General features: G+C 36.8%; 17 protein-coding genes. 2 read left to right on the forward strand and 15 right to left on the reverse strand.

All coding sequences use genetic code 11. The features are described from left to right. Nucleotides 1–61: 61 nt before the first annotated feature. The 8 genes from hisF to hisG form a co-directional block, all read right to left on the reverse strand. Entirely contained in the window at nt 62–817 is a 756-nt protein-coding gene (gene hisF, locus HX109_RS14710; RefSeq protein WP_178953357.1) for an imidazole glycerol phosphate synthase subunit HisF, read from the reverse strand. Continuing rightward, nucleotides 818–1,027, reverse strand: a complete 210-nt coding sequence (locus tag HX109_RS14715) for an alkylphosphonate utilization protein (RefSeq protein WP_178953359.1) — start codon at nt 1,025–1,027, stop codon at nt 818–820. A 42-nt stretch (nt 1,028–1,069) separates the two neighbouring features. Further along, on the reverse strand, nt 1,070–1,795 hold the full coding sequence (gene hisA / locus HX109_RS14720; RefSeq protein ID WP_178953361.1) for a 1-(5-phosphoribosyl)-5-[(5-phosphoribosylamino)methylideneamino]imidazole-4-carboxamide isomerase: 726 nt from the start codon (nt 1,793–1,795) through the stop codon (nt 1,070–1,072). Nucleotides 1,796–1,804: 9 nt separating this feature from the next. Next, nucleotides 1,805–2,407: an imidazole glycerol phosphate synthase subunit HisH gene (hisH, locus tag HX109_RS14725; RefSeq protein WP_178953363.1), complete on the reverse strand. Its 603-nt coding sequence runs from the start codon at nt 2,405–2,407 to the stop codon at nt 1,805–1,807. 113 nt (nt 2,408–2,520) lie between these two features. Further along, nucleotides 2,521–3,657, reverse strand: coding sequence for a bifunctional histidinol-phosphatase/imidazoleglycerol-phosphate dehydratase HisB (hisB, locus tag HX109_RS14730; RefSeq protein WP_178953365.1), 1,137 nt, complete (start codon nt 3,655–3,657; stop codon nt 2,521–2,523). After that, nucleotides 3,657–4,703 carry a histidinol-phosphate transaminase gene (gene hisC, locus HX109_RS14735; protein WP_178953367.1) on the reverse strand — a complete coding sequence of 349 codons (1,047 nt, stop codon included), beginning with the start codon at nt 4,701–4,703 and terminating at the stop codon, nt 3,657–3,659. The genes hisB and hisC overlap by 1 nt, the downstream gene beginning before the upstream one ends. Nucleotides 4,704–4,705: 2 nt before the next feature. Further along, nucleotides 4,706–5,989: a histidinol dehydrogenase gene (gene hisD / locus HX109_RS14740; protein ID WP_178953369.1), complete on the reverse strand. Its 1,284-nt coding sequence runs from the start codon at nt 5,987–5,989 to the stop codon at nt 4,706–4,708. A gap of 8 nt (nt 5,990–5,997) precedes the next feature. Continuing rightward, nucleotides 5,998–6,861: an ATP phosphoribosyltransferase gene (gene hisG / locus HX109_RS14745; RefSeq protein WP_178953371.1), complete on the reverse strand. Its 864-nt coding sequence runs from the start codon at nt 6,859–6,861 to the stop codon at nt 5,998–6,000. Between the two features lie 409 nt (nt 6,862–7,270). Here hisG and HX109_RS14750 point away from each other — a divergent pair, with 409 nt between their 5' ends. Then, entirely contained in the window at nt 7,271–8,032 is a 762-nt protein-coding gene (locus HX109_RS14750; protein ID WP_178953373.1) for a hypothetical protein, read from the forward strand. 233 nt (nt 8,033–8,265) lie between these two features. Continuing rightward, nucleotides 8,266–8,811, forward strand: coding sequence for a hypothetical protein (locus tag HX109_RS14755; protein ID WP_178953375.1), 546 nt, complete (start codon nt 8,266–8,268; stop codon nt 8,809–8,811). A gap of 112 nt (nt 8,812–8,923) precedes the next feature. Here HX109_RS14755 and HX109_RS14760 read toward each other — a convergent pair whose 3' ends face one another. The 7 genes from HX109_RS14760 to HX109_RS14790 all read right to left on the reverse strand — a co-directional run bounded on the left by HX109_RS14760 (nt 8,924) and on the right by HX109_RS14790 (nt 18,030). Further along, entirely contained in the window at nt 8,924–9,739 is an 816-nt protein-coding gene (locus tag HX109_RS14760; RefSeq protein ID WP_178953377.1) for a prohibitin family protein, read from the reverse strand. 38 nt (nt 9,740–9,777) lie between these two features. After that, nucleotides 9,778–10,578 (reverse strand): SDR family oxidoreductase, encoded by an 801-nt coding sequence (locus tag HX109_RS14765; protein ID WP_178953379.1) that lies wholly within the window; start codon nt 10,576–10,578, stop codon nt 9,778–9,780. Between the two features lie 10 nt (nt 10,579–10,588). Next, a complete protein-coding gene (locus tag HX109_RS14770) occupies nt 10,589–12,619 on the reverse strand; it encodes a VWA domain-containing protein (RefSeq protein WP_178953380.1) in 2,031 nt (676 codons plus the stop codon). A gap of 107 nt (nt 12,620–12,726) precedes the next feature. Beyond that, complete coding sequence (fabG, locus tag HX109_RS14775; RefSeq protein ID WP_178953382.1) at nt 12,727–13,473, reverse strand: 3-oxoacyl-[acyl-carrier-protein] reductase; 747 nt, start codon at nt 13,471–13,473, stop codon at nt 12,727–12,729. Nucleotides 13,474–13,586: 113 nt separating this feature from the next. After that, nucleotides 13,587–16,553 (reverse strand): M16 family metallopeptidase, encoded by a 2,967-nt coding sequence (locus HX109_RS14780; protein WP_178953384.1) that lies wholly within the window; start codon nt 16,551–16,553, stop codon nt 13,587–13,589. Nucleotides 16,554–16,644: 91 nt separating this feature from the next. Continuing rightward, complete coding sequence (gene sucD / locus HX109_RS14785) at nt 16,645–17,517, reverse strand: succinate--CoA ligase subunit alpha (RefSeq protein ID WP_178953386.1); 873 nt, start codon at nt 17,515–17,517, stop codon at nt 16,645–16,647. 99 nt (nt 17,518–17,616) lie between these two features. Then, a complete protein-coding gene (locus HX109_RS14790; RefSeq protein WP_178953388.1) occupies nt 17,617–18,030 on the reverse strand; it encodes a nuclear transport factor 2 family protein in 414 nt (137 codons plus the stop codon). Between the last annotated feature and the right edge of the window lies 1 nt (nt 18,031).

Below are 18,031 nucleotides of genomic sequence, written 5' to 3' on the forward strand. Positions count from 1 at the left end.
AATTAATTCTACTTTTAGCGATTCCAACAAGCTCTCTTTTTTCTTGATGGTAGTGCCGATATTATAACCTTACCGGAATTCCATTTTCTTTTAATACACTTTTCAAATCGTTTATTTCAATTTCCTTGAAATGAAATACACTTGCAGCCAGCGCTGCATCTGCTTTACCTGCCAAGAAGGTTTCTGTGAAATGCTCTACTTTTCCTGCACCCCCGGAGGCTATTATTGGGATGTTTAACTCTGAAGAGAGTTTTGAGAGCGCATTGTTTGCAAAACCGTCTTTGGTTCCATCGTTATCCATGGAGGTAAATAGGATTTCCCCAGCCCCGCGCTGCTCCACTTCTTTGGCCCATTTGAATAAATCGAGATCCGTGGGAACTTTTCCGCCTACCAAATGCACTTTCCACTGCCCGTTAATTTGCTTGGCGTCTATAGCGACTACCACACATTGACTTCCAAATTTAGCTGATAAATCGTTAATGAGTTGCGGGTTTTTAACTGCTGATGAATTAATGGAAACCTTATCGGCACCTGATTTCAATAAAACATCGACGTCTTCAACAGAAGATATCCCACCACCAACGGTAAAAGGAATGTTGACTTTTTCAGCAACCCTCAATACCAAATCTACGAGCGTTTTTCTTCGTTCTTCCGTGGCCGAAATATCAAGAAACACCAATTCGTCGGCGCCATTTTCAGCATATAATTTTGCCAATTCAACAGGATCGCCAGCATCCCTTAAATCTACAAAATTCACTCCCTTTACGGTGCGTCCATTTTTAATATCCAAACAAGGAATAATTCTTTTAGTGAGCATCTAGCTTTTCTTTAAAAATTCTGTTTTCAAAACAATTGTACTTTTTCCGACCCTACATTCTACTTCATCTGGAGAATTGGTCAAACGAATGTTCTTAATAACATTACCCCTTTTCAATGTTTTAGACATTCCCTTTACTTTTAAATCTTTGGTTAAATGAACGGAATCCCCATCATTTAAAATATTCCCGTTACTATCTTTTACTTCCATAGATGTATTTTTATTTCCAGTTATTTTCCTGAAATTAAAAAATTAGTTGTTCAGGATAAAGTTTTCCAACTGTTGCAAACTAATGCGTCCTTCATAAATTGCTTTTCCTATAATTGTACCTTCACAACCAATTTCTGCTAATCTTGGAAGCTCTTCAAATGTTGAAATCCCCCCAGAAGCAATCAATTTTATGGTTTCTGAATTGGATATAATTCTTTTATACAGCTCGAAAGAAGGCCCTTGAAGCATTCCATCTTTACTAATATCGGTACAAATTACGTATTCGATCCCTTTTTGAAGGTATTTCGTAATAAATGGTAACAATTCTTGGTCTGATTCTTCCTGCCATCCTGATACAGCTACCTTTTCTTTATCGGCGTCTGCACCCAAAATTATCTTTTCGCTGCCATAGGTAGCAATCCAACTTTCGAAAACTGTAGGATTTTTTACCGCTATACTCCCCCCCGTTATTTGATGTGCACCACTTTCGAAAGCAATTTTTAAATCTTCATCGCTCTTTAAACCTCCTCCAAAATCGATTTTAAGGGCTGTTTTAGAAGCTATCGCCTCCAATACCTTATAGTTTACTATATGTTTGCTCTTCGCACCATCTAAGTCCACTAAATGCAAATATTCGATTCCGTGTGCTTCAAATTTCTTGGCTACTTCTAGCGGATGTTCATTATATATTTTTTTGGTGCTGTAGTCGCCTTTGGAAAGACGCACACATTTACCTTCTATTATATCTATCGCTGGGATGATTCTCATTTTATTCCGTTAAAATTTAGAAGTTCGTACTTTTAACTTTAAAAAATTCTCCAAAACGCGTTGACCGGCTAAACTGCTTTTTTCGGGATGAAATTGAGTCCCATAGAAATTATCCTTTTGCAGTGCCGACGAGTAGTCCAATTCATAATTGGAAATGGCTATAGAGTCTGCGCAAACTGGGGCGTAATAACTATGAACTAAATACATAAATTCATTTTCTGAAATTCCATCAAAAAGCTCAGTTTTTAAGTTCGAAATCGTATTCCAGCCAATCTGTGGAACTTTTACTTGATTGCTAAAACGTTTTACATCGACATCGAAAATTTGGAGTCCGTTTGTATTTCCTTCTTCCGACCCGTTGCACATTAATTGCATCCCCAAGCAAATCCCCAATACTGGTTGTTTTAGTTTCGGAATTAAAAGATCTAAACCGGTAGCTTTTAATTTTCGCATGGCACTGCTGGCTTCTCCAACTCCTGGAAAAATTACCTTATCCGCTTTTAGGATGGTTTCGGCATCATCAGATAGCAATGGATCAATTCCAATTCTTTGAAAAGCAAACTTAATACTTTGGATATTTCCAGCTCCGTAATCTATAATTGTTATGTTCACGTTATTCTGTTCTAGTTGTATTTTTCGAAGGATAAATTATTAAAATTTAGCTATGAGATTATTTCCTATATTAAATCTTAAATTCTTAAAATTCAGTATTTTAAATATATCACTTAAAGCATTCCTTTAGTTGATGGTAAGATCATTTTTCCTGAATCCCTTTTAACGGCTACTTTAATGGATTTTGCAAAAGCTTTAAAAATAGCCTCTATTTTATGATGTTCATTTACACCTTCTGCTTTTACATTTAAATTGGCTTTTGCACCGTCGGTAAAAGATTTAAAAAAGTGATAAAACATTTCCGTTGGCATCTGCCCTATCATCTCCCTCTTGAAACCTGCTTCCCAAACCAACCAATTTCTTCCTCCAAAATCGATGGCCACTTGAGCCAAACAATCATCCATTGGTAAGCAAAATCCGTAGCGCTCAATCCCCAATTTATTTCCCAATGCTTTACTGAAAACTTCTCCTAGGGCAATGGCTGTATCTTCAATCGTATGATGCTCGTCCACCTCTAAATCGCCATTAACTTTCACGGTTAAATCCATTTGTCCGTGACGTGAGATTTGATCTAACATATGGTCGAAAAAAGGCAAGCCAGTGTCAATATCACTTTTTCCGGTTCCATCCAGGTTCAAACGGATAAAAATATCGGTTTCGTTGGTTTTTCTACTAATTTCAGCAATTCGATTATCCAATTTTAAAAATTCATATATGGCCTTCCAGCTATCTGTTTCCAAAGCGATAAACGAATCTAACTCATCTCTTTTAACCGAAATCTCTTCTGCACCTAAATAACTTTCATCATTAATAAAAATGCCTTTAGCCCCTAGGTTTTTAGCCAACTCCACATCTGTAAGCCGATCGCCAATTACAAAAGACTTTTCCAAGTCGTATTCTTCCGAAAAAAACTTTGTTAAAAGTCCCGTGTTCGGTTTTCGTGTTGGGGCATTATCCCTTGCAAAGGTTCGATCGATAAAAACATCTTTAAAAACAACTCCTTCGTTCTCGAAAGCTCGCATTATAAAATTATGTACCGGCCAAAAGGTGTCCTCTGGATAAACTTCGGTCCCTAAGCCATCTTGATTGGTCACCATTACTAATTCATAATCCAATTCCTCGGCAATTTTACGCATATACGTAAACGCCTGCGGATAAAAATCAAGTTTATCGTAAGCATCTATTTGTTCATCTGCCGGTTCTTTAATTAAAGTTCCATCACGGTCTATAAAAAGTACTTTTTTGGCCATTATATTTCTTTTAAAGATTGTATTAAATTTTTGTTTTCAACAGGAGTTCCAATGGTGAAGCGAAGCGTATTTTCACATAACGGTTGTGTGGAACGGTTACGCACTACAATCCCTTTATCCAACAATTGATCATAACGTGCATTGGCATCATCAACTTTAACGAGCACGAAATTGGCGTCCGTTGGATATATTTTGTTTATAAAATTTACTTCAAGTAAAACTTTAATTAGCCTTTCTCTCTCCATTAAAATTGAGGTTATTTCATTTTTAACAGACTTTATATCTCCCACTCTTTCTACTGCTTTTTGTTGCGTCAATTCATTGACGTTGTAAGGAGGTTTAATTTTATTCAAGATGGAAATTATTTCTTCGGAAGCGTAACAAATCCCTAATCTAATCCCTGCCATTCCATATGCCTTAGAAAGTGTTTGGGTAACTACCAAATTCGGGAATTCCTGAAGTTTTCCAATCCAACTATCTTTATTCGAAAAATCGATATAAGCCTCATCGACTACCACAATACCATTGAAACCTTTTAAAAGAGCCTCTATTTTTTTCGGATTAAATGCATTCCCAGTCGGATTGTTGGGTGAACAAATAAAAAGCAGTTTCGAGTTTTCATCCACGGTCTCCAATATTTGCTCAACATCGGGTTCAAATTCTGCTGTCAACAGGACTTCCCGATTTTCTATATCGTTGGTTTCTGCCAAAACTTTATACATTCCGTAGGAAGGTGGCAGGGTTATTATATTATCCTTTTTTGGTTCGCAAAATGCCCTAAAAAGAAGATCCAATACTTCGTCACTGCCGTTTCCCAATAGAATCTGGGAAGCTTCCACTCCTTTTAAATTACCCAAAAGGTCTTTCAAGGAACGTTGTTGCGGATCAGGATATCGATTGACTCCATTGTTAAACGGATTCTCATTGGCGTCTAAAAACACCATATCCTTTTTGAAATCCTTAAATTCATCCCTAGCGGAGGAATAAGGTTTGAGTTTCTTTACGTTCTCACGAACCAATGTATCTATGTTGAATTCTGTAACCATTATTACTTCAAATCTTTTAACCGAAGTGAAACTGCATTTTTGTGAGCTGCCAAGCCTTCAGCTTCGGCCATAAGCTCTATGGAAGGGCCAATCTTTTGAATACCTTCCTTGCTGATTTTCTGAAAAGTCATGCTCTTCATAAAACTATCCAAATTTACTCCACTGTACTGCTTTGCATAACCATTGGTAGGCAGTGTATGGTTAGTTCCAGAAGCATAATCGCCGGCACTCTCTGGAGTATAATCCCCAATAAAAACAGAACCGGCATTGGTGATTCCATTAACATAAAAATCTTCATCGGCGGTTACAACAATAAAATGTTCCGGACCGTATTCGTTTATCAAGGCCAAAGCCTCTTGTCGGTTTTCAAAATAAACAAAGCGGGAGTTCTCAATAGCCTTTTGAGCAATTTCCATACGTGGTAATAGCTGTATTTGTGACTCGATTTCCTCGGTAACTTCCTCCAAAAAGTCTTTTGCTGTGGAAACCAATACTACCTGACTATCCACGCCATGCTCTGCTTGCGAAAGCAAATCGGAGGCCACATACGCCGCCTTTGCCGTTTCATCGGCTACAACCAGCAATTCGGAAGGCCCCGCTGGCATATCGATCGCAACGTTATGGCGGGTTGCCAACTGTTTGGCCACTGTTACGAACTGATTTCCCGGTCCGAATATTTTATAAACTTTAGAAATAGATTCTGTTCCAAATGTCATGGCTGCTATGGCTTGAATCCCTCCTACTTTATAGATCTTATCCACTCCACACAAAGCAGCGGTGTACAATATGGCAGGGTTCACCTTGCCTTCTTTATCGGGTGGTGTACAAAGTACTACCTCTTTACAGCCCGCAATTTCAGCAGGAACAGCTAGCATTAATATCGTAGAAAATAGCGGTGCCGTACCACCAGGAATATAAAGTCCGATTTTTTCTATGGGACGTTTTTCTTGCCAGCAAGATACCCCGCTGGTAGTTTCCACACGTATACGATCTGTTTTTTGTGCTTTATGAAAGGTGGTAATATTCGATTTCGCTAAAGCTATTGCCGCTTTTAATTCCTCGGAAACACTTTCCTTAGCCAATTTTATTTCTTCTGAAGATACAAGGTTACTTTCCAAGGAAACACCATCAAATAAACTGGTATACTTTTGTACAGCATCATCCCCTTTTTGTTTCACTTCATTAAAAACCTCACTTACAGTAGCTTCAATATCTTCGATAGTTTTGGTAGGCCGTCTTAAAATTTCAGCCCATTCCTCTTGCTTTGGATTATATATCTTTTTCATAATGCTCCTTAAATAACCATTTTTTCGATAGGACAAACCAATATCCCTTCCGCACCGATGGATTTCAATTCGTCAATAATTTCCCAGAAACGATCTTTATTGATAACCGTATGAATAGAACTCCACCCTTCTTCTGCCAAAGGCAAAACAGTAGGACTTCTCATTCCAGGTAACAGCTCTATAATTCTATCGATTTTATCGTTAGGGGCATTCAGCAACACATATTTCGAATCCCGCGCCTTTAATACCGATTGTATTCTAAACTTGAGTTTTTCTACAATAGGTCTTATATCTTCATCTATAGTTGGCGAAGCCACTAAAACGGCTTCACTTCTTAAAATAGTAATCGTTTCTTTTAGGTTATTCTTAAATAAGGTGCTCCCGCTGGAGACAATGTCCACTACAGCATCTGCGAGCCCAATATTGGGAGCTATTTCAACAGAACCGCTAATAATATGTAATTCTGCATTAATTTTTTCCCTTTGCAAAAATTCGTTTACTGTATTGGGATAAGAAGTGGCGATACGCTTGCCTTCTAAATCTTTTATGGAGTTAAAATTACTTACCTTTGGTACTGCCAAGGATACACGGCACTTGGAAAATCCTAATTTTTCCAATATCTGTAAATCCTTTCCTTTTTCAACAAGCAGGTTTTCCCCTACTATTGCCAGATCTACTACTCCATCCCTTAAATATTGAGGTATATCGCCATTTCTTAAATACATTACTTCCAAGGGGAAGTTCCTTGCAGAGGCCTTTAATTGCTCCCTTCCATTATCAATGGAGATACCGCAATCTTTTAAGATTTTTAGGGAATCTTCGTTAAGCCGTCCTGACTTCTGAATTGCAATTTTTATTTTTCTTTCTTCCATAGTCCTTAAATAAACTTCTTAGAATTTTGGTTTGATTTTAAAAAAATTCAATAAAAAAACCCGCTTGAATACTCAAACGGGTTTCTATTATGTAAAAATCACACATAACAATCTCACCTCGCCTGAGCGAAAAAATGAAAATGATGATGATGTGATGTATAAATTGTCATTGTTGTTTTAATCTTCCACAAATTTAACTGATTTAAAAAATTAAATGCAAATTAAATTTCAGTTTTTTCATTTAAAAGTAGAAATTCTATCGTTTTAAGTAACAAAAGTTAAATTTCAAACGCTTTTAAAATAGAGTCCATAAAATTCTAAAGCTTTTTATTCTTACTATGTCTAATTATTAAAAAAATAATATCTTGTGCTCCGTTTTAAAGAACAATAACAATTAATTTTAACGATAATGAGAACTCTTACTGCTACTCTTATTTTATTAGCAATATGCATAGCTAGCCCCCTTACTGCACAAAGTAAGAAAGAATTAAAAGAACAAGTTTCTACGCTTAACGATAGGCTTAAAGATTGTAAAAAAACGGAAGGTGAACTTACCGTAGCCCAAAACAAAGTTGCCAGTTTAAACGCTCAAGTAGACCAATTGGAGGAAACCAACAAAGGCTTGTTGAATAATATGAATAAGTTTTTATCTACTTCTACCCAACAATCCAATAGCATTAGTAGAACGTTGGAAGCCCTTCGTAAAAAGGAAAATCAAATTAAAGGAATAAGGGATAATTTTAGTTCTCAAGATTCTATTGCATTTTTGGTTTTATCTGATTTTAAAAGAACTTTAGGAGAAAATGCCCAAATTGGAGTTGAAAAAGGATCGATCATCGTTAAAATGGACAATCCTTATTTGTTTGGAGGCAAAGAAGGGAATTCTGTTGTAGAGGAATCTGCAAAAGACTTTTTAAGTAGAATAGCTGCTACGGCCAAAAAATACAACACCTTGAAGATTTCTGTAGAAACTGGTGGTGGCGATTGGGGCATTAACGCCTTAAGAGCATCCTCTGTGGCAAAACTTTTCCAAGAAGAATACGAAGTGAACGGGTCTAGAATTAAAGTAACCACAAAAGGAAATGGGCAAGACTACACATTAGTGCACTTGCATCCTGGCTTCAATGATTTCTATTTGGAAATAAGGGAAGAATTTAAAAATAGTAACTAAAAATATTACTATTTTATTACATTATTTTAATCCCCATGCGATGTCAAATTGTTTGGGGATTTTTTTATGAAACGCTATTTCCTCTTCTGTTTTTTTTATTACTTTTTCACTTAAAACTTCCTTATTTTTAATTTTAATTGTCATTTTATTGAAAACTTGATGCCTATTTTTTAAATTAGTGCAAAGATTAATACCTAAATTAATTGACTAACACTACGTAATAACCCCTAACCATGATTGAGCAAATCGATTCCCCTTATTTTATTCCTGCCATCGCCATCGTTGCCTTTATAGTTGGACTGCTCATAGGAAGAGCTTTAAAAAATAACAAATATCAAAGTGAAATTGAAAAGTGCCAAATAGAAAAGAGCCGACTTTCCAACCACATTAAAAATGAATCTATTTCTTTTACTGAAGACAATACCATAAAAGCAGTACAAACAAGAGGAAGAAGTGGAATGGCCCTAGAAACAGATCTCAAGGTAGCCACCATTAAAAAGAGCAATACCACCCCTAAATTGGATTTTAATAGTATTGGGATTGCTTCCGAAGAAGCTAAAGATGATTTAAAGAAGATTGAAGGTATTGGTGCTTTTATTGAAAAAAAACTGAACAGCATCGGTATCTATAAATACGATCAACTAAGCCGGATAACAGATAAAGATATTGAAGTGATCACGGAGCTTATTGAGTTTTTTCCGGGTAGAATAAAGAGGGATGATTGGCGTGGAAAAGCACAACAATTAAAAGAAAATTTAAACAAAAAAGAAGGTGTTTAAATAAGCTAAAAAGTATCAAGCTGAACCTGGACTATTATCTGCAATATAGCAAAAACAAGCACCTTAAGGGTTAAAGCATATTTCTTCAACAGGTTCAACTTGACAATTTCATCTATTGGTTTCCTAAAATGATAGGCAAACCTTTATCGCCACCACCAATAACAATAACTTTAGTATTAGGGGACTCGGAAAGTTTTGTAGTAGCCTCAATTCCTTTATCCTGCAGGATTTTATCTGTTAAGGAAGCACTTAAAATCTGGTTGGCATCTGCTTTACCTTGAGCTTCAATAATTTGTTTCTTGGCTTCTTTTTCTGCTTTTTCTATTCTAAACTCATACTCCAAAGACTCTTGTTCTTGACGGAGTTTTCGCTCGATAGCGTCTTTAATTGTAGGCGGCAAGGTAATATCGCGCACTAGAACTTCGTTTAATTGTACATATTGTTCCTTTAAAATTTCCTTGGTTTCATCAAAAACTTCTTTTTGGATGGCATCCCGCTTACTCGAATACAACTGTTCTGGAGTGTATCGACCAACCACACTTCTCGCAGCAGATCTTATGGCAGGTTGCAATACCCGAGGCACATAATCGATTCCCTTTTCTTGATGTAAAGAACCTAGATTCTCGTACTGTGGTTGAAACCAAACGGATGCGTCCAGCTTAATTTCCAATCCGTTTGAAGACAATACTTGCATTTTTTCAGAAATTTCTTGCTGCCTCACTTCATAAACAAAAACCTTGTTCCAAGGGGCTACTAAATGAAACCCTTCCGATAATGGTGGCTCATCTGTTACCACTCCGTTCCCAAATGTTTTAAATAATACGCCAGCTTCCCCCGAATCGATAGTTATGGTAGATTTTGCCACAAAAACAATTAAGGCTATGGCTATGATAATAATAGGTATTCCAATTTTAGGTAATTTATCCATTTTAAATATTTGTGATTTTTAAAGTTTCTATTTTAGTTTTATCCATTATCAATGAATCCTGGATACAGGGTCATTCCTCCATCCACAAATAAAGTGGTTCCATTAACGTATTCCGATTTATCCGAAGCCAACCAAACAGCTGCTTCTGCAATATCTTCTGGCTCTCCTAGCCTATTATAAGGAATTAATTTTAATAAATGCTTATGTTTTTCATCATCTTTCCAAACATCTTCATTTATCGGGGTTTTAATGGCTCCGGGAGCAATACTGTTTACCCGTATAAGCTTGTTTGCCGTTTCTTGGGACAAAGAGCGCATCAACTCCGTGAGTCCGCCTTTAGAAGCCGAGTAATTTATATGCCCCGCCCATGGGATTTCTTGATGGACAGAACTCATAAAGATTATTTTGCCAGCAGATTTACTTATTCCTTCCACCACGCCCCGCTTCAAAAAATATTTTACGGCCTGTTTGGCACAGAGAAAAGCCCCTGTTAGATTGGTGCGTATTACCGCATTCCATTGGTCTAAGGTCATTTCCTCAAAAGGGGCATCTTTTTGTATGCCTGCATTGCTTACTAGAATATCCAAATTATCATATTCATCATAAACAGCCTTGAACATTCTTAAAACATCTTCTTCACTGCCAACATCTGCTTGAATCGCGAAAGCGCTTCTACCAATATCCTTGATTTTCTGTACAACATCCTCAGCACCTTCTTTATCAGAATAATAATTTACAGCTACCTGCGCTCCTTCTTTTGCCAAATAAAAAGCTACCGATTTTCCAATGCCAGAGCTTGCCCCTGTAACCAATGCTACCTGATTTTTTAACAATCCCATATTATATGAATTAAATGAGTCCGTAGTATTTTCTTAAAAACCATTCGGCCGCCAGTGTTATTGAAAGAAAAATTAGCAACCATTTCCAGTCTATTAAAGGTACGATATTTTCTTTACTTTTTTGGATTGTTTGGTAACGGGAATCGTTGATAAGCAGTTTTTTAACGTTCTCGAAATCGTTGCTATAAAACATTTCCCCTCCGGTATTTTCTGCAAGTTTTAAAAGCCTATCGGTATCTGGGTTGACGAACTGTTGTTCCACATTATAATCTAGAATGGTGAAGCTTCCGGTTTTTGTAATCTTTTCTGAAGTCTCCCTTACCGTGAAATTGTAATTGGCCGCCGGTAGCGAACTTAAATCTACTTCATAAGAATTTCCTTTGAAAAGCATAGGGAAAGTAACAGAAGAACCTTCGACTTTATCTTCAACACTAATCTCTAAAGAGGCATTCGGGTCGAATTCATAATTTTTATCGTAATAAGAAGCCGTAATTTTAACATTGCCATTGCCGTAGTAAAACGATTCATTGCTAACGGTTAAACGTTCCCTTTTTTTGTTGGAGGCTAGGAATTGCAATAGTTTGCCAAAAAAACCATCGAATTCCTCTGTACTATTATTTTCCAAATAGCTAGCTGCCCGCCATTTCCAAATCCCTTCTCCCAATAATACGGCGGCTTTTTGATTGTTGTTACCAAAAGTAGCCAGCAAGGGTTGTGGTGTTACCACCGACCCTATTTTTTTAAAAAGTAAAACCTGATGTGCAGACAGAAAATCCACTCCGCCCATATTCGATAGCAATGGCGGGAATTCTTCAAAATTTATGTCTTTTACTTGAAACGGACTGAAACCAGTATTGAAATCAGCCAAAACATCTTCTTCACCCGGACTTATGTCATGGTTAAATCCCAACTCCATAGCGTTTAAAAAACGCCAATTAGTATCTTCTCCAGAAATTAACCAATAATTCAGTTTTCTATCTTTTATTTGTTCAAGAATGTTTTTAAAAGCCACGTTGGGCTGATAAAGAATATAAAGCTGAAATTCGTCTTTGACGACCTTGAAGTCACTCACATTTATAATTGTTGCTTTTCTAAACTGATTACTTTCAATTATCTTTTTTAATGCTCCAATATCTGGGTGAAGCACATCAGACACAATTGCAATATTGTTTTTTTGATCGATTACCTCAATAGCAGTGAGTTTCTTGTTGTTATCTGTATTCTTTTCTTCGGAAAGAGGTTCTACTACCGCTTCTAATCTTCGAACCCCCACCCTATCGGCCAGCAATTCTGTTTGAATTACCTCCGAGCGATTATTGGCGTCAAAAGAAACTTTCTGTGAAAAAACAGTTTGGTTTCCGTCCATAATTTTAAAATTGGAGGAAACAGAGGTTGTTCCTTCGTAACTCAAGAAAACCTCGATGGGATATTTATTTTTTAGATAAGCATATTTGTTTATGTTCAGGGAGGAAATTTTAAGATCGTTGTAGGTTGTAGAATCCCCCATTACTACAGGGTACACGGCTTGTTTTAATCGGTCGGTAAAGTACTGGTAATCGGTTCCAAAAGTTTGGTTTCCATCCGAGAGCAATAAAATAGCCCCACTGCTATTTTTTGTTACTTTTTCTAAAGCACTTAAAGAAGCTGCAATGTTGGTTTGTTTCCCTTTAAAAGAAATACTATCTGAAGCACGAAGGTCTTCATCGAATGCATAAGTGCTTACTAAAAACTTCTCATTTAAATCTTTATCATTTCTTATTCTATTATAAACTTCCGAGGCGATGGAATCATAGCCAAGCTCTTTTATAGAGGCCGAGTTGTCCATAAGTACAGAAAGAGTAGGTTTTTCGGGATAGTATGTTTTACTCTTTATTTCTGGAGCGATGAGCAGTATTAAAATGGTAAGAATGGTAAGAAACCGCAAGCCGGCCATTAAAAAATAAGCCTTTCCAGTCATTTTTTTACGGTATAGAAAGTATGTAAGCAGGAAGGCTACTATTACAGCTGCAATCAAATAAAGAAATGTTTTTGTTTCCGTCATTAAGTGAATTCGGTTTAGTGCATAAACGATGAAAGTTTATAAAGCTCTTAACTTTTTAGCAGATAAGCAACTCTATAAACTTTCATTCAATATTAAAATTTTATTATCTAGGTAAGCATCCCTCCGTCTACCTGTAAAACTTGGCCGGTGATGTAGTTCGACATATCAGACCCCAAGAACACGCAAGCATTGGCAATATCTTCTGGCTGCCCTCCCCTTTTAAGCGGAATGGCATCTCTCCATCCTTGAACCACTTTTTCATCTAAAGCCCCTGTCATTTCAGTTTCAATAAAGCCTGGAGCTACCACATTACTTCGGATGTTTCTAGAACCCAATTCCAAAGCAACCGATTTGGAGAAACCAATTATCCCAGCTTTAGAAGCAGCGTAGTTCGTCTGACCCGCATTTCCTTTCACCCCAACTACCGAGCTCATGTTGATAATAGATCCTTTACGTTGTTTCAACATGGTTCTTTGAACAGCTTTGGTCATATTAAAAACTGATTTTAAATTGACCTCTATAACCTTATCGAAATCTTCTTCAGAAATACGCATCAACAAATTGTCTTTGGTAATTCCTGCATTATTTACCAAAATATCTATAGCTCCAAAATCTTTTAAAACTTCATCCACCAATTCCTGGGATTCTGTAAAACTGGCTGCGTTGCTTTTATAGGCTTTTGCTTTTACGCCAAGATCTACAAGTTCTTTTTCCAATTCTTTAGCAGGTCCTTCAGACGAGCTGTATGTAAAAGCCACATTTGCACCTTGTTTTGCAAAAACTTCTGCAATTCCTTTTCCTATCCCTCGGCTTGCACCAGTAATGATGGCAGTTTTACCTTCTAAAAGTTTCATCTTTATATTTAGATTTTATTTGTTTGTTATTGTTTATCAAATATAGCAAATCCCATTTTTATGAAACAACAAACCCTGCAAAATTGCAGGGTTTGTTTAAATATTGTTTAAGACTACGTTTTTATTGGTTTTGGTTTTTCATAATTAAATAGATCATCTACATCCATTTCTTTTATGTCCCCTAATTTTTTAAGGGCTTTCATATCGACATCTTTTTTGTTTCCAATAACCATTACATCATAGGTTTCGCCTTTTATATTCTCATTAAAAAAGGTTTTCAAATCCTCGAAAGTCATTTTTTCAATCTCATTATACATAGCTTGACGATTGTCTTCTGTAATCCCTCGTTTCTTTAAGCGTTCGTATTCCCAGAAAATATCCTGTTTCGTAATTCTTTCTGCTGCCAGTTGTTTTAAAGTAGATTCTTTGGCTGCCTTAAACTGTTTTTCTGCCTCCGGCATATTAGTCATTAACTCCATCATCGCTTCCACTGCTTCTGGCATCTTGTTTGCCTGAGTCCCGATATAAGCATAGGTATAATTTGGTTTACCTTCTTCTGTAGCATTACTATAAGAGGCAAAAGCAGAATACGCTAAGGATTTAGACTCCCTAATCTCCTGAAAAACTATAGACGACAACCCTCCTCCAAAATAGGTATTGAACAAAGAAGCTGCGGCCATTTCTTCAGGATCAAAAACCTCTCCTTTAGCTAAAAACAACATTTCACCCTGCACCATATCGTAGTCTACAAAATAAACATTGCCCCCAGTTTCTTTCTCCAAAAACAACTTACTGTCTGGGTATTCTTCCAGTTTTTCTGGTACTTGATGCTTTTCATTGATAGCGGCAACCGCACCTTCTACATTATTTCCGTAGTAGAATATACGTTGCTTAAAATTTTTCAAGTTTTTAAATTCGTCTACCAAATCTTGTGGATTGAGTTCCTTCAGCTCCTCTATAGTATAAATATCCCGTAGACTGGAGTTTTCTGCATATTTACCGTAGTTCATCAATCCATTCCATAAAATATTGCTTTTATTGGCTTTACCATCCTCACGTCTTTTACCTATGCTTTGCACATACTTGTCATACGATTCTTGATCGGCTACGGCATGAGACCATAAATGCTCTAGTAAATCCAAACCTTTATCCATATTTTCACTAAGCCCGCTTACCGTAACATAAGACTTATCGTCTCCAGCCCTAACGCCATAATTAATCCCCAAACGGTAAAATTGTTTCTTCAACTCTTCTGGGGAGTAGGTATCGGTACCTACATATTCTATGTAATTCATGGCGATAGGCAATTTTTTATCATTGTCTTTCCCCATATCGAAAATGATATTCATTTCCGCTAAATCGTTTGTATTGTTCTCCACATAAGAAACCTCTAATCCGTTTTCTGTACCCGTTTCCTTGATAGCCTCTTGGTAATTGATGGTTTGCGGTTTTATGGCCGGCGATTCAATTTTGGTGAACGCTTGTAAAAATTTAGACTCTTCGTCCCTATTTAAATCAATTGGAGTAATTTTAGGGTTTTCCACTTTAACTAGTCCCTTACTTTCCCCTTGTTTCTTGTAAATTACCACATAGTTATCTTTGTAAAACTCATTGGCAAAGGTTACTAAATCTTCTTTGGTTATTTTTCTAAGTTCTTCCAGTTTACTCACTTCGTCTTCCCAATCCTGAAAATGAACAAAGGCATCGACATAAGCATAAGCAACTGCTGATGGATTTTCGTATTGTCTTATTTCTGAAAGTTTGAGATCGTTTACCACTGCTTCTATCATCCAATCGTCAAAATTACCCTTTTTAACTTCTTCAATCTGAGCCAACAATAAATCCTTGACTTCCTCAAGGGACTGATTGCTTTTGGGGTAACCGTAAAGCGTGTGGGCGCCATAATCGTTATTAAAACTAGGGTAAGAACCCGCACGCTGTACTTTTTGTTTTTGGTTAAGGTTTAAATCTATCAATCCTGCTTGACTATTACTTAATATCATATCGATTAAAGTAATATACTTTTCATCTTTCGTACCGATACCCGGTGTACGAAACCCAATGCTCACCCGTGCTGCTTCGGGTCCAAAAACTTCTTTTTGAATGGGTGCTGTAATAGGCTCTTCGGTTGGTCTTTCGGGATAACTAACCTCTTTCGGTTTATAATTTCCAAATGCTTCGCTTACCTTTTTTATGGTTTCGTCGAATTCTAAATCCCCTACCAAAATAACGGCCATATTATTCGGTATGTAATATTTATTGAAATAGTCGTTAATGGCAACCATGGAAGGATTCTTTAAATGCTCAGAAACTCCAATCGTTGGCTGTTGACCATAAGGATGATTTGGAAAGAGCGTTCTTTGCATTTCATAATACTCTTTACGGTAATCGTTATCTTGGGCCCTGTTGAATTCTTCGTAAACTGCTTCCAATTCTGTATGGAACAAGCGCAAAACAAGCTGACTAAATCGTTCGCTTTCCAATTTCAACCATTTGTCAAACTCATTGGATGGAATTTTATTGGTATACACGGTCTCTTCGTTGGAAGTCCAAGCATTGGTACCTTCGGCCCCTAATGAACTCACCATTTTGTCGTATTCGTTGGCTATGGATATTTTGGAAGCTAATTGGGAAACACTATCTATCTCACGATAGATGTCATTTTTTTTAAGGGAATCTTTTTCCATTTTATGAGCCTCATACAAATCTGATATCTGCTGAAGGAGAACCTTCTCTTCCTCCCAATTGGTTGTGCCAATTTCGTCAGTTCCTTTAAAAACCATATGCTCCAAGTAATGAGCCAATCCGGTATTATCGGAAGGATCGTAAACGGAACCAGCCCTAACCGGAATAAAGGTCTGAATTTTGGGTTCGTCTGTATTCCGGCTAAGATATACCTTCAATCCGTTTTCCAACGTATATAGTCTTAATCCTGTGGGATCGTTTGCCACCGTTTCATACGTAAACCCATTCGCATCGGTATGGGTTTCTGTTGCAGTCTTGTTTTCTTTGTCTTTATCACAACTAATTAAAAGTGAAAGTGATAAAAACAAGATCAGTTTATAAGCTTGTCGAATCATAATGAAATAGAGAATTGATTACATAAAAAAATCCATCCCCGAAAAATTCAAGGATGGATAAATATATAGATAATATTTTATATTTCTCTTTTTAGCCGATAACTTCTGCTACTTTTTTACCAATTTCCGCAGGAGAGTCCACTACGTGAATTCCACATGCAGCCATGATACGCTTTTTAGCTTCTGCAGTATCGTCTGCTCCACCTACAATAGCACCGGCATGCCCCATAGTTCTACCTTTAGGTGCAGTTTCCCCTGCAATAAAACCAACAACAGGCTTTTTGTTACCATTTTCTTTTACCCAATTAGCAGCATCGGCCTCTAATTGACCCCCAATTTCACCAATCATAACGATACATTCCGTTTCAGGATCGTTCATTAATAATTCCACCGCTTCTTTAGTAGTAGTTCCAATGATTGGATCTCCTCCAATACCAATTGCTGTAGTGATACCAAGACCTTGTTTTACTACTTGATCTGCAGCTTCGTAAGTAAGGGTTCCAGATTTCGATACAATCCCTACTTTTCCTTTTTTGAATACAAAACCAGGCATAATACCCACTTTCGCTTCACCAGGTGTAATTACTCCAGGACAATTAGGCCCTATTAATCTACACTCTTTATCCTTAATATAATCCGAAGCTTTAATCATATCTGCTACCGGAATACCTTCAGTAATTGTTATAATAACTTTAATTCCTGCATCCGCAGCTTCCATAATGGCATCTGCAGCGAACGCTGGTGGTACAAAAATAATAGATACATCTGCACCTACTTCTTCTACCGCTTCTTTTACGGTGTTAAATACAGGCTTATCCAAATGTTTTTGACCTCCTTTTCCCGGAGTAACGCCACCAACTACATTGGTACCGTATTCAATCATTTGTTCTGCGTGAAAGGTTCCTTCACTACCTGTAAATCCTTGAACTATTATTTTCGAATCTTTATTTACTAATACACTCATTAGGGTTGAATTTTATTTAAAGCTATGCAAAAATAGTTTTTTGAACACGATTAATGAAATCTACTCAAAAAATAATTTTTTATTTTGTTTCTGTTACTTTTATTTTTTCTCAGGAAGGAAAGAACTTAGGTTTACTGGGTTGTCATCAGCAAGCTGACTAATCTCAAAACCCTTGTACAATTTGTTGTCCTTAAACTCCCAAATAGTGATAAAATGTGCTAGCGGCTGCTCTTCGTCTATATTTTCTATAGTTTTTACATGGTAAGTGTACCGCACTGTTACAGCATTTCCGTCTTTAAGCAAGTGACTTATTTCTGTTCTTACGGAATGGTATGCTTCAGCCATATTTTCCGCAAGCTTTATTAAATCGGCTTTGTTTAATTTGGTAAATCCTTTACTACTGTTCCAATAAAGTTCGCAATCTTCATGAAGGTACCCCTCTAAAACTTCTCTGTTTTTTATGGGTTCCATTTCATAAAAATCTTTTGCAATCTTTTTAATTGAATTTGCCATT

It is taken from the genome of Galbibacter sp. BG1, assembly GCF_013391805.1.
Taxonomy (GTDB): Bacteria; Bacteroidota; Bacteroidia; order Flavobacteriales; family Flavobacteriaceae; genus Galbibacter.

Coding starts and splice junctions, on each gene's coding strand:
- hisC (WP_178953367.1), bottom strand. CDS start 4,703: ATGGTTACAGAATTCAACATAGATACATTGGTTCGTGAGAACGTAAAG.
- sucD (WP_178953386.1), bottom strand. CDS start 17,517: ATGAGTGTATTAGTAAATAAAGATTCGAAAATAATAGTTCAAGGATTT.
- fabG (WP_178953382.1), bottom strand. CDS start 13,473: ATGAAACTTTTAGAAGGTAAAACTGCCATCATTACTGGTGCAAGCCGA.
- HX109_RS14770 (WP_178953380.1), bottom strand. CDS start 12,619: ATGACGGAAACAAAAACATTTCTTTATTTGATTGCAGCTGTAATAGTA.
- HX109_RS14780 (WP_178953384.1), bottom strand. CDS start 16,553: ATGATTCGACAAGCTTATAAACTGATCTTGTTTTTATCACTTTCACTT.
- hisG (WP_178953371.1), bottom strand. CDS start 6,861: ATGGAAGAAAGAAAAATAAAAATTGCAATTCAGAAGTCAGGACGGCTT.
- HX109_RS14790 (WP_178953388.1), bottom strand. CDS start 18,030: ATGGCAAATTCAATTAAAAAGATTGCAAAAGATTTTTATGAAATGGAA.
- hisB (WP_178953365.1), bottom strand. CDS start 3,657: ATGGCCAAAAAAGTACTTTTTATAGACCGTGATGGAACTTTAATTAAA.
- HX109_RS14750 (WP_178953373.1), top strand. CDS start 7,271: ATGAGAACTCTTACTGCTACTCTTATTTTATTAGCAATATGCATAGCT.
- HX109_RS14715 (WP_178953359.1), bottom strand. CDS start 1,027: ATGGAAGTAAAAGATAGTAACGGGAATATTTTAAATGATGGGGATTCC.
- HX109_RS14765 (WP_178953379.1), bottom strand. CDS start 10,578: ATGGGATTGTTAAAAAATCAGGTAGCATTGGTTACAGGGGCAAGCTCT.
- HX109_RS14760 (WP_178953377.1), bottom strand. CDS start 9,739: ATGGATAAATTACCTAAAATTGGAATACCTATTATTATCATAGCCATA.
- hisD (WP_178953369.1), bottom strand. CDS start 5,989: ATGAAAAAGATATATAATCCAAAGCAAGAGGAATGGGCTGAAATTTTA.
- hisF (WP_178953357.1), bottom strand. CDS start 817: ATGCTCACTAAAAGAATTATTCCTTGTTTGGATATTAAAAATGGACGC.
- hisA (WP_178953361.1), bottom strand. CDS start 1,795: ATGAGAATCATCCCAGCGATAGATATAATAGAAGGTAAATGTGTGCGT.
- HX109_RS14755 (WP_178953375.1), top strand. CDS start 8,266: ATGATTGAGCAAATCGATTCCCCTTATTTTATTCCTGCCATCGCCATC.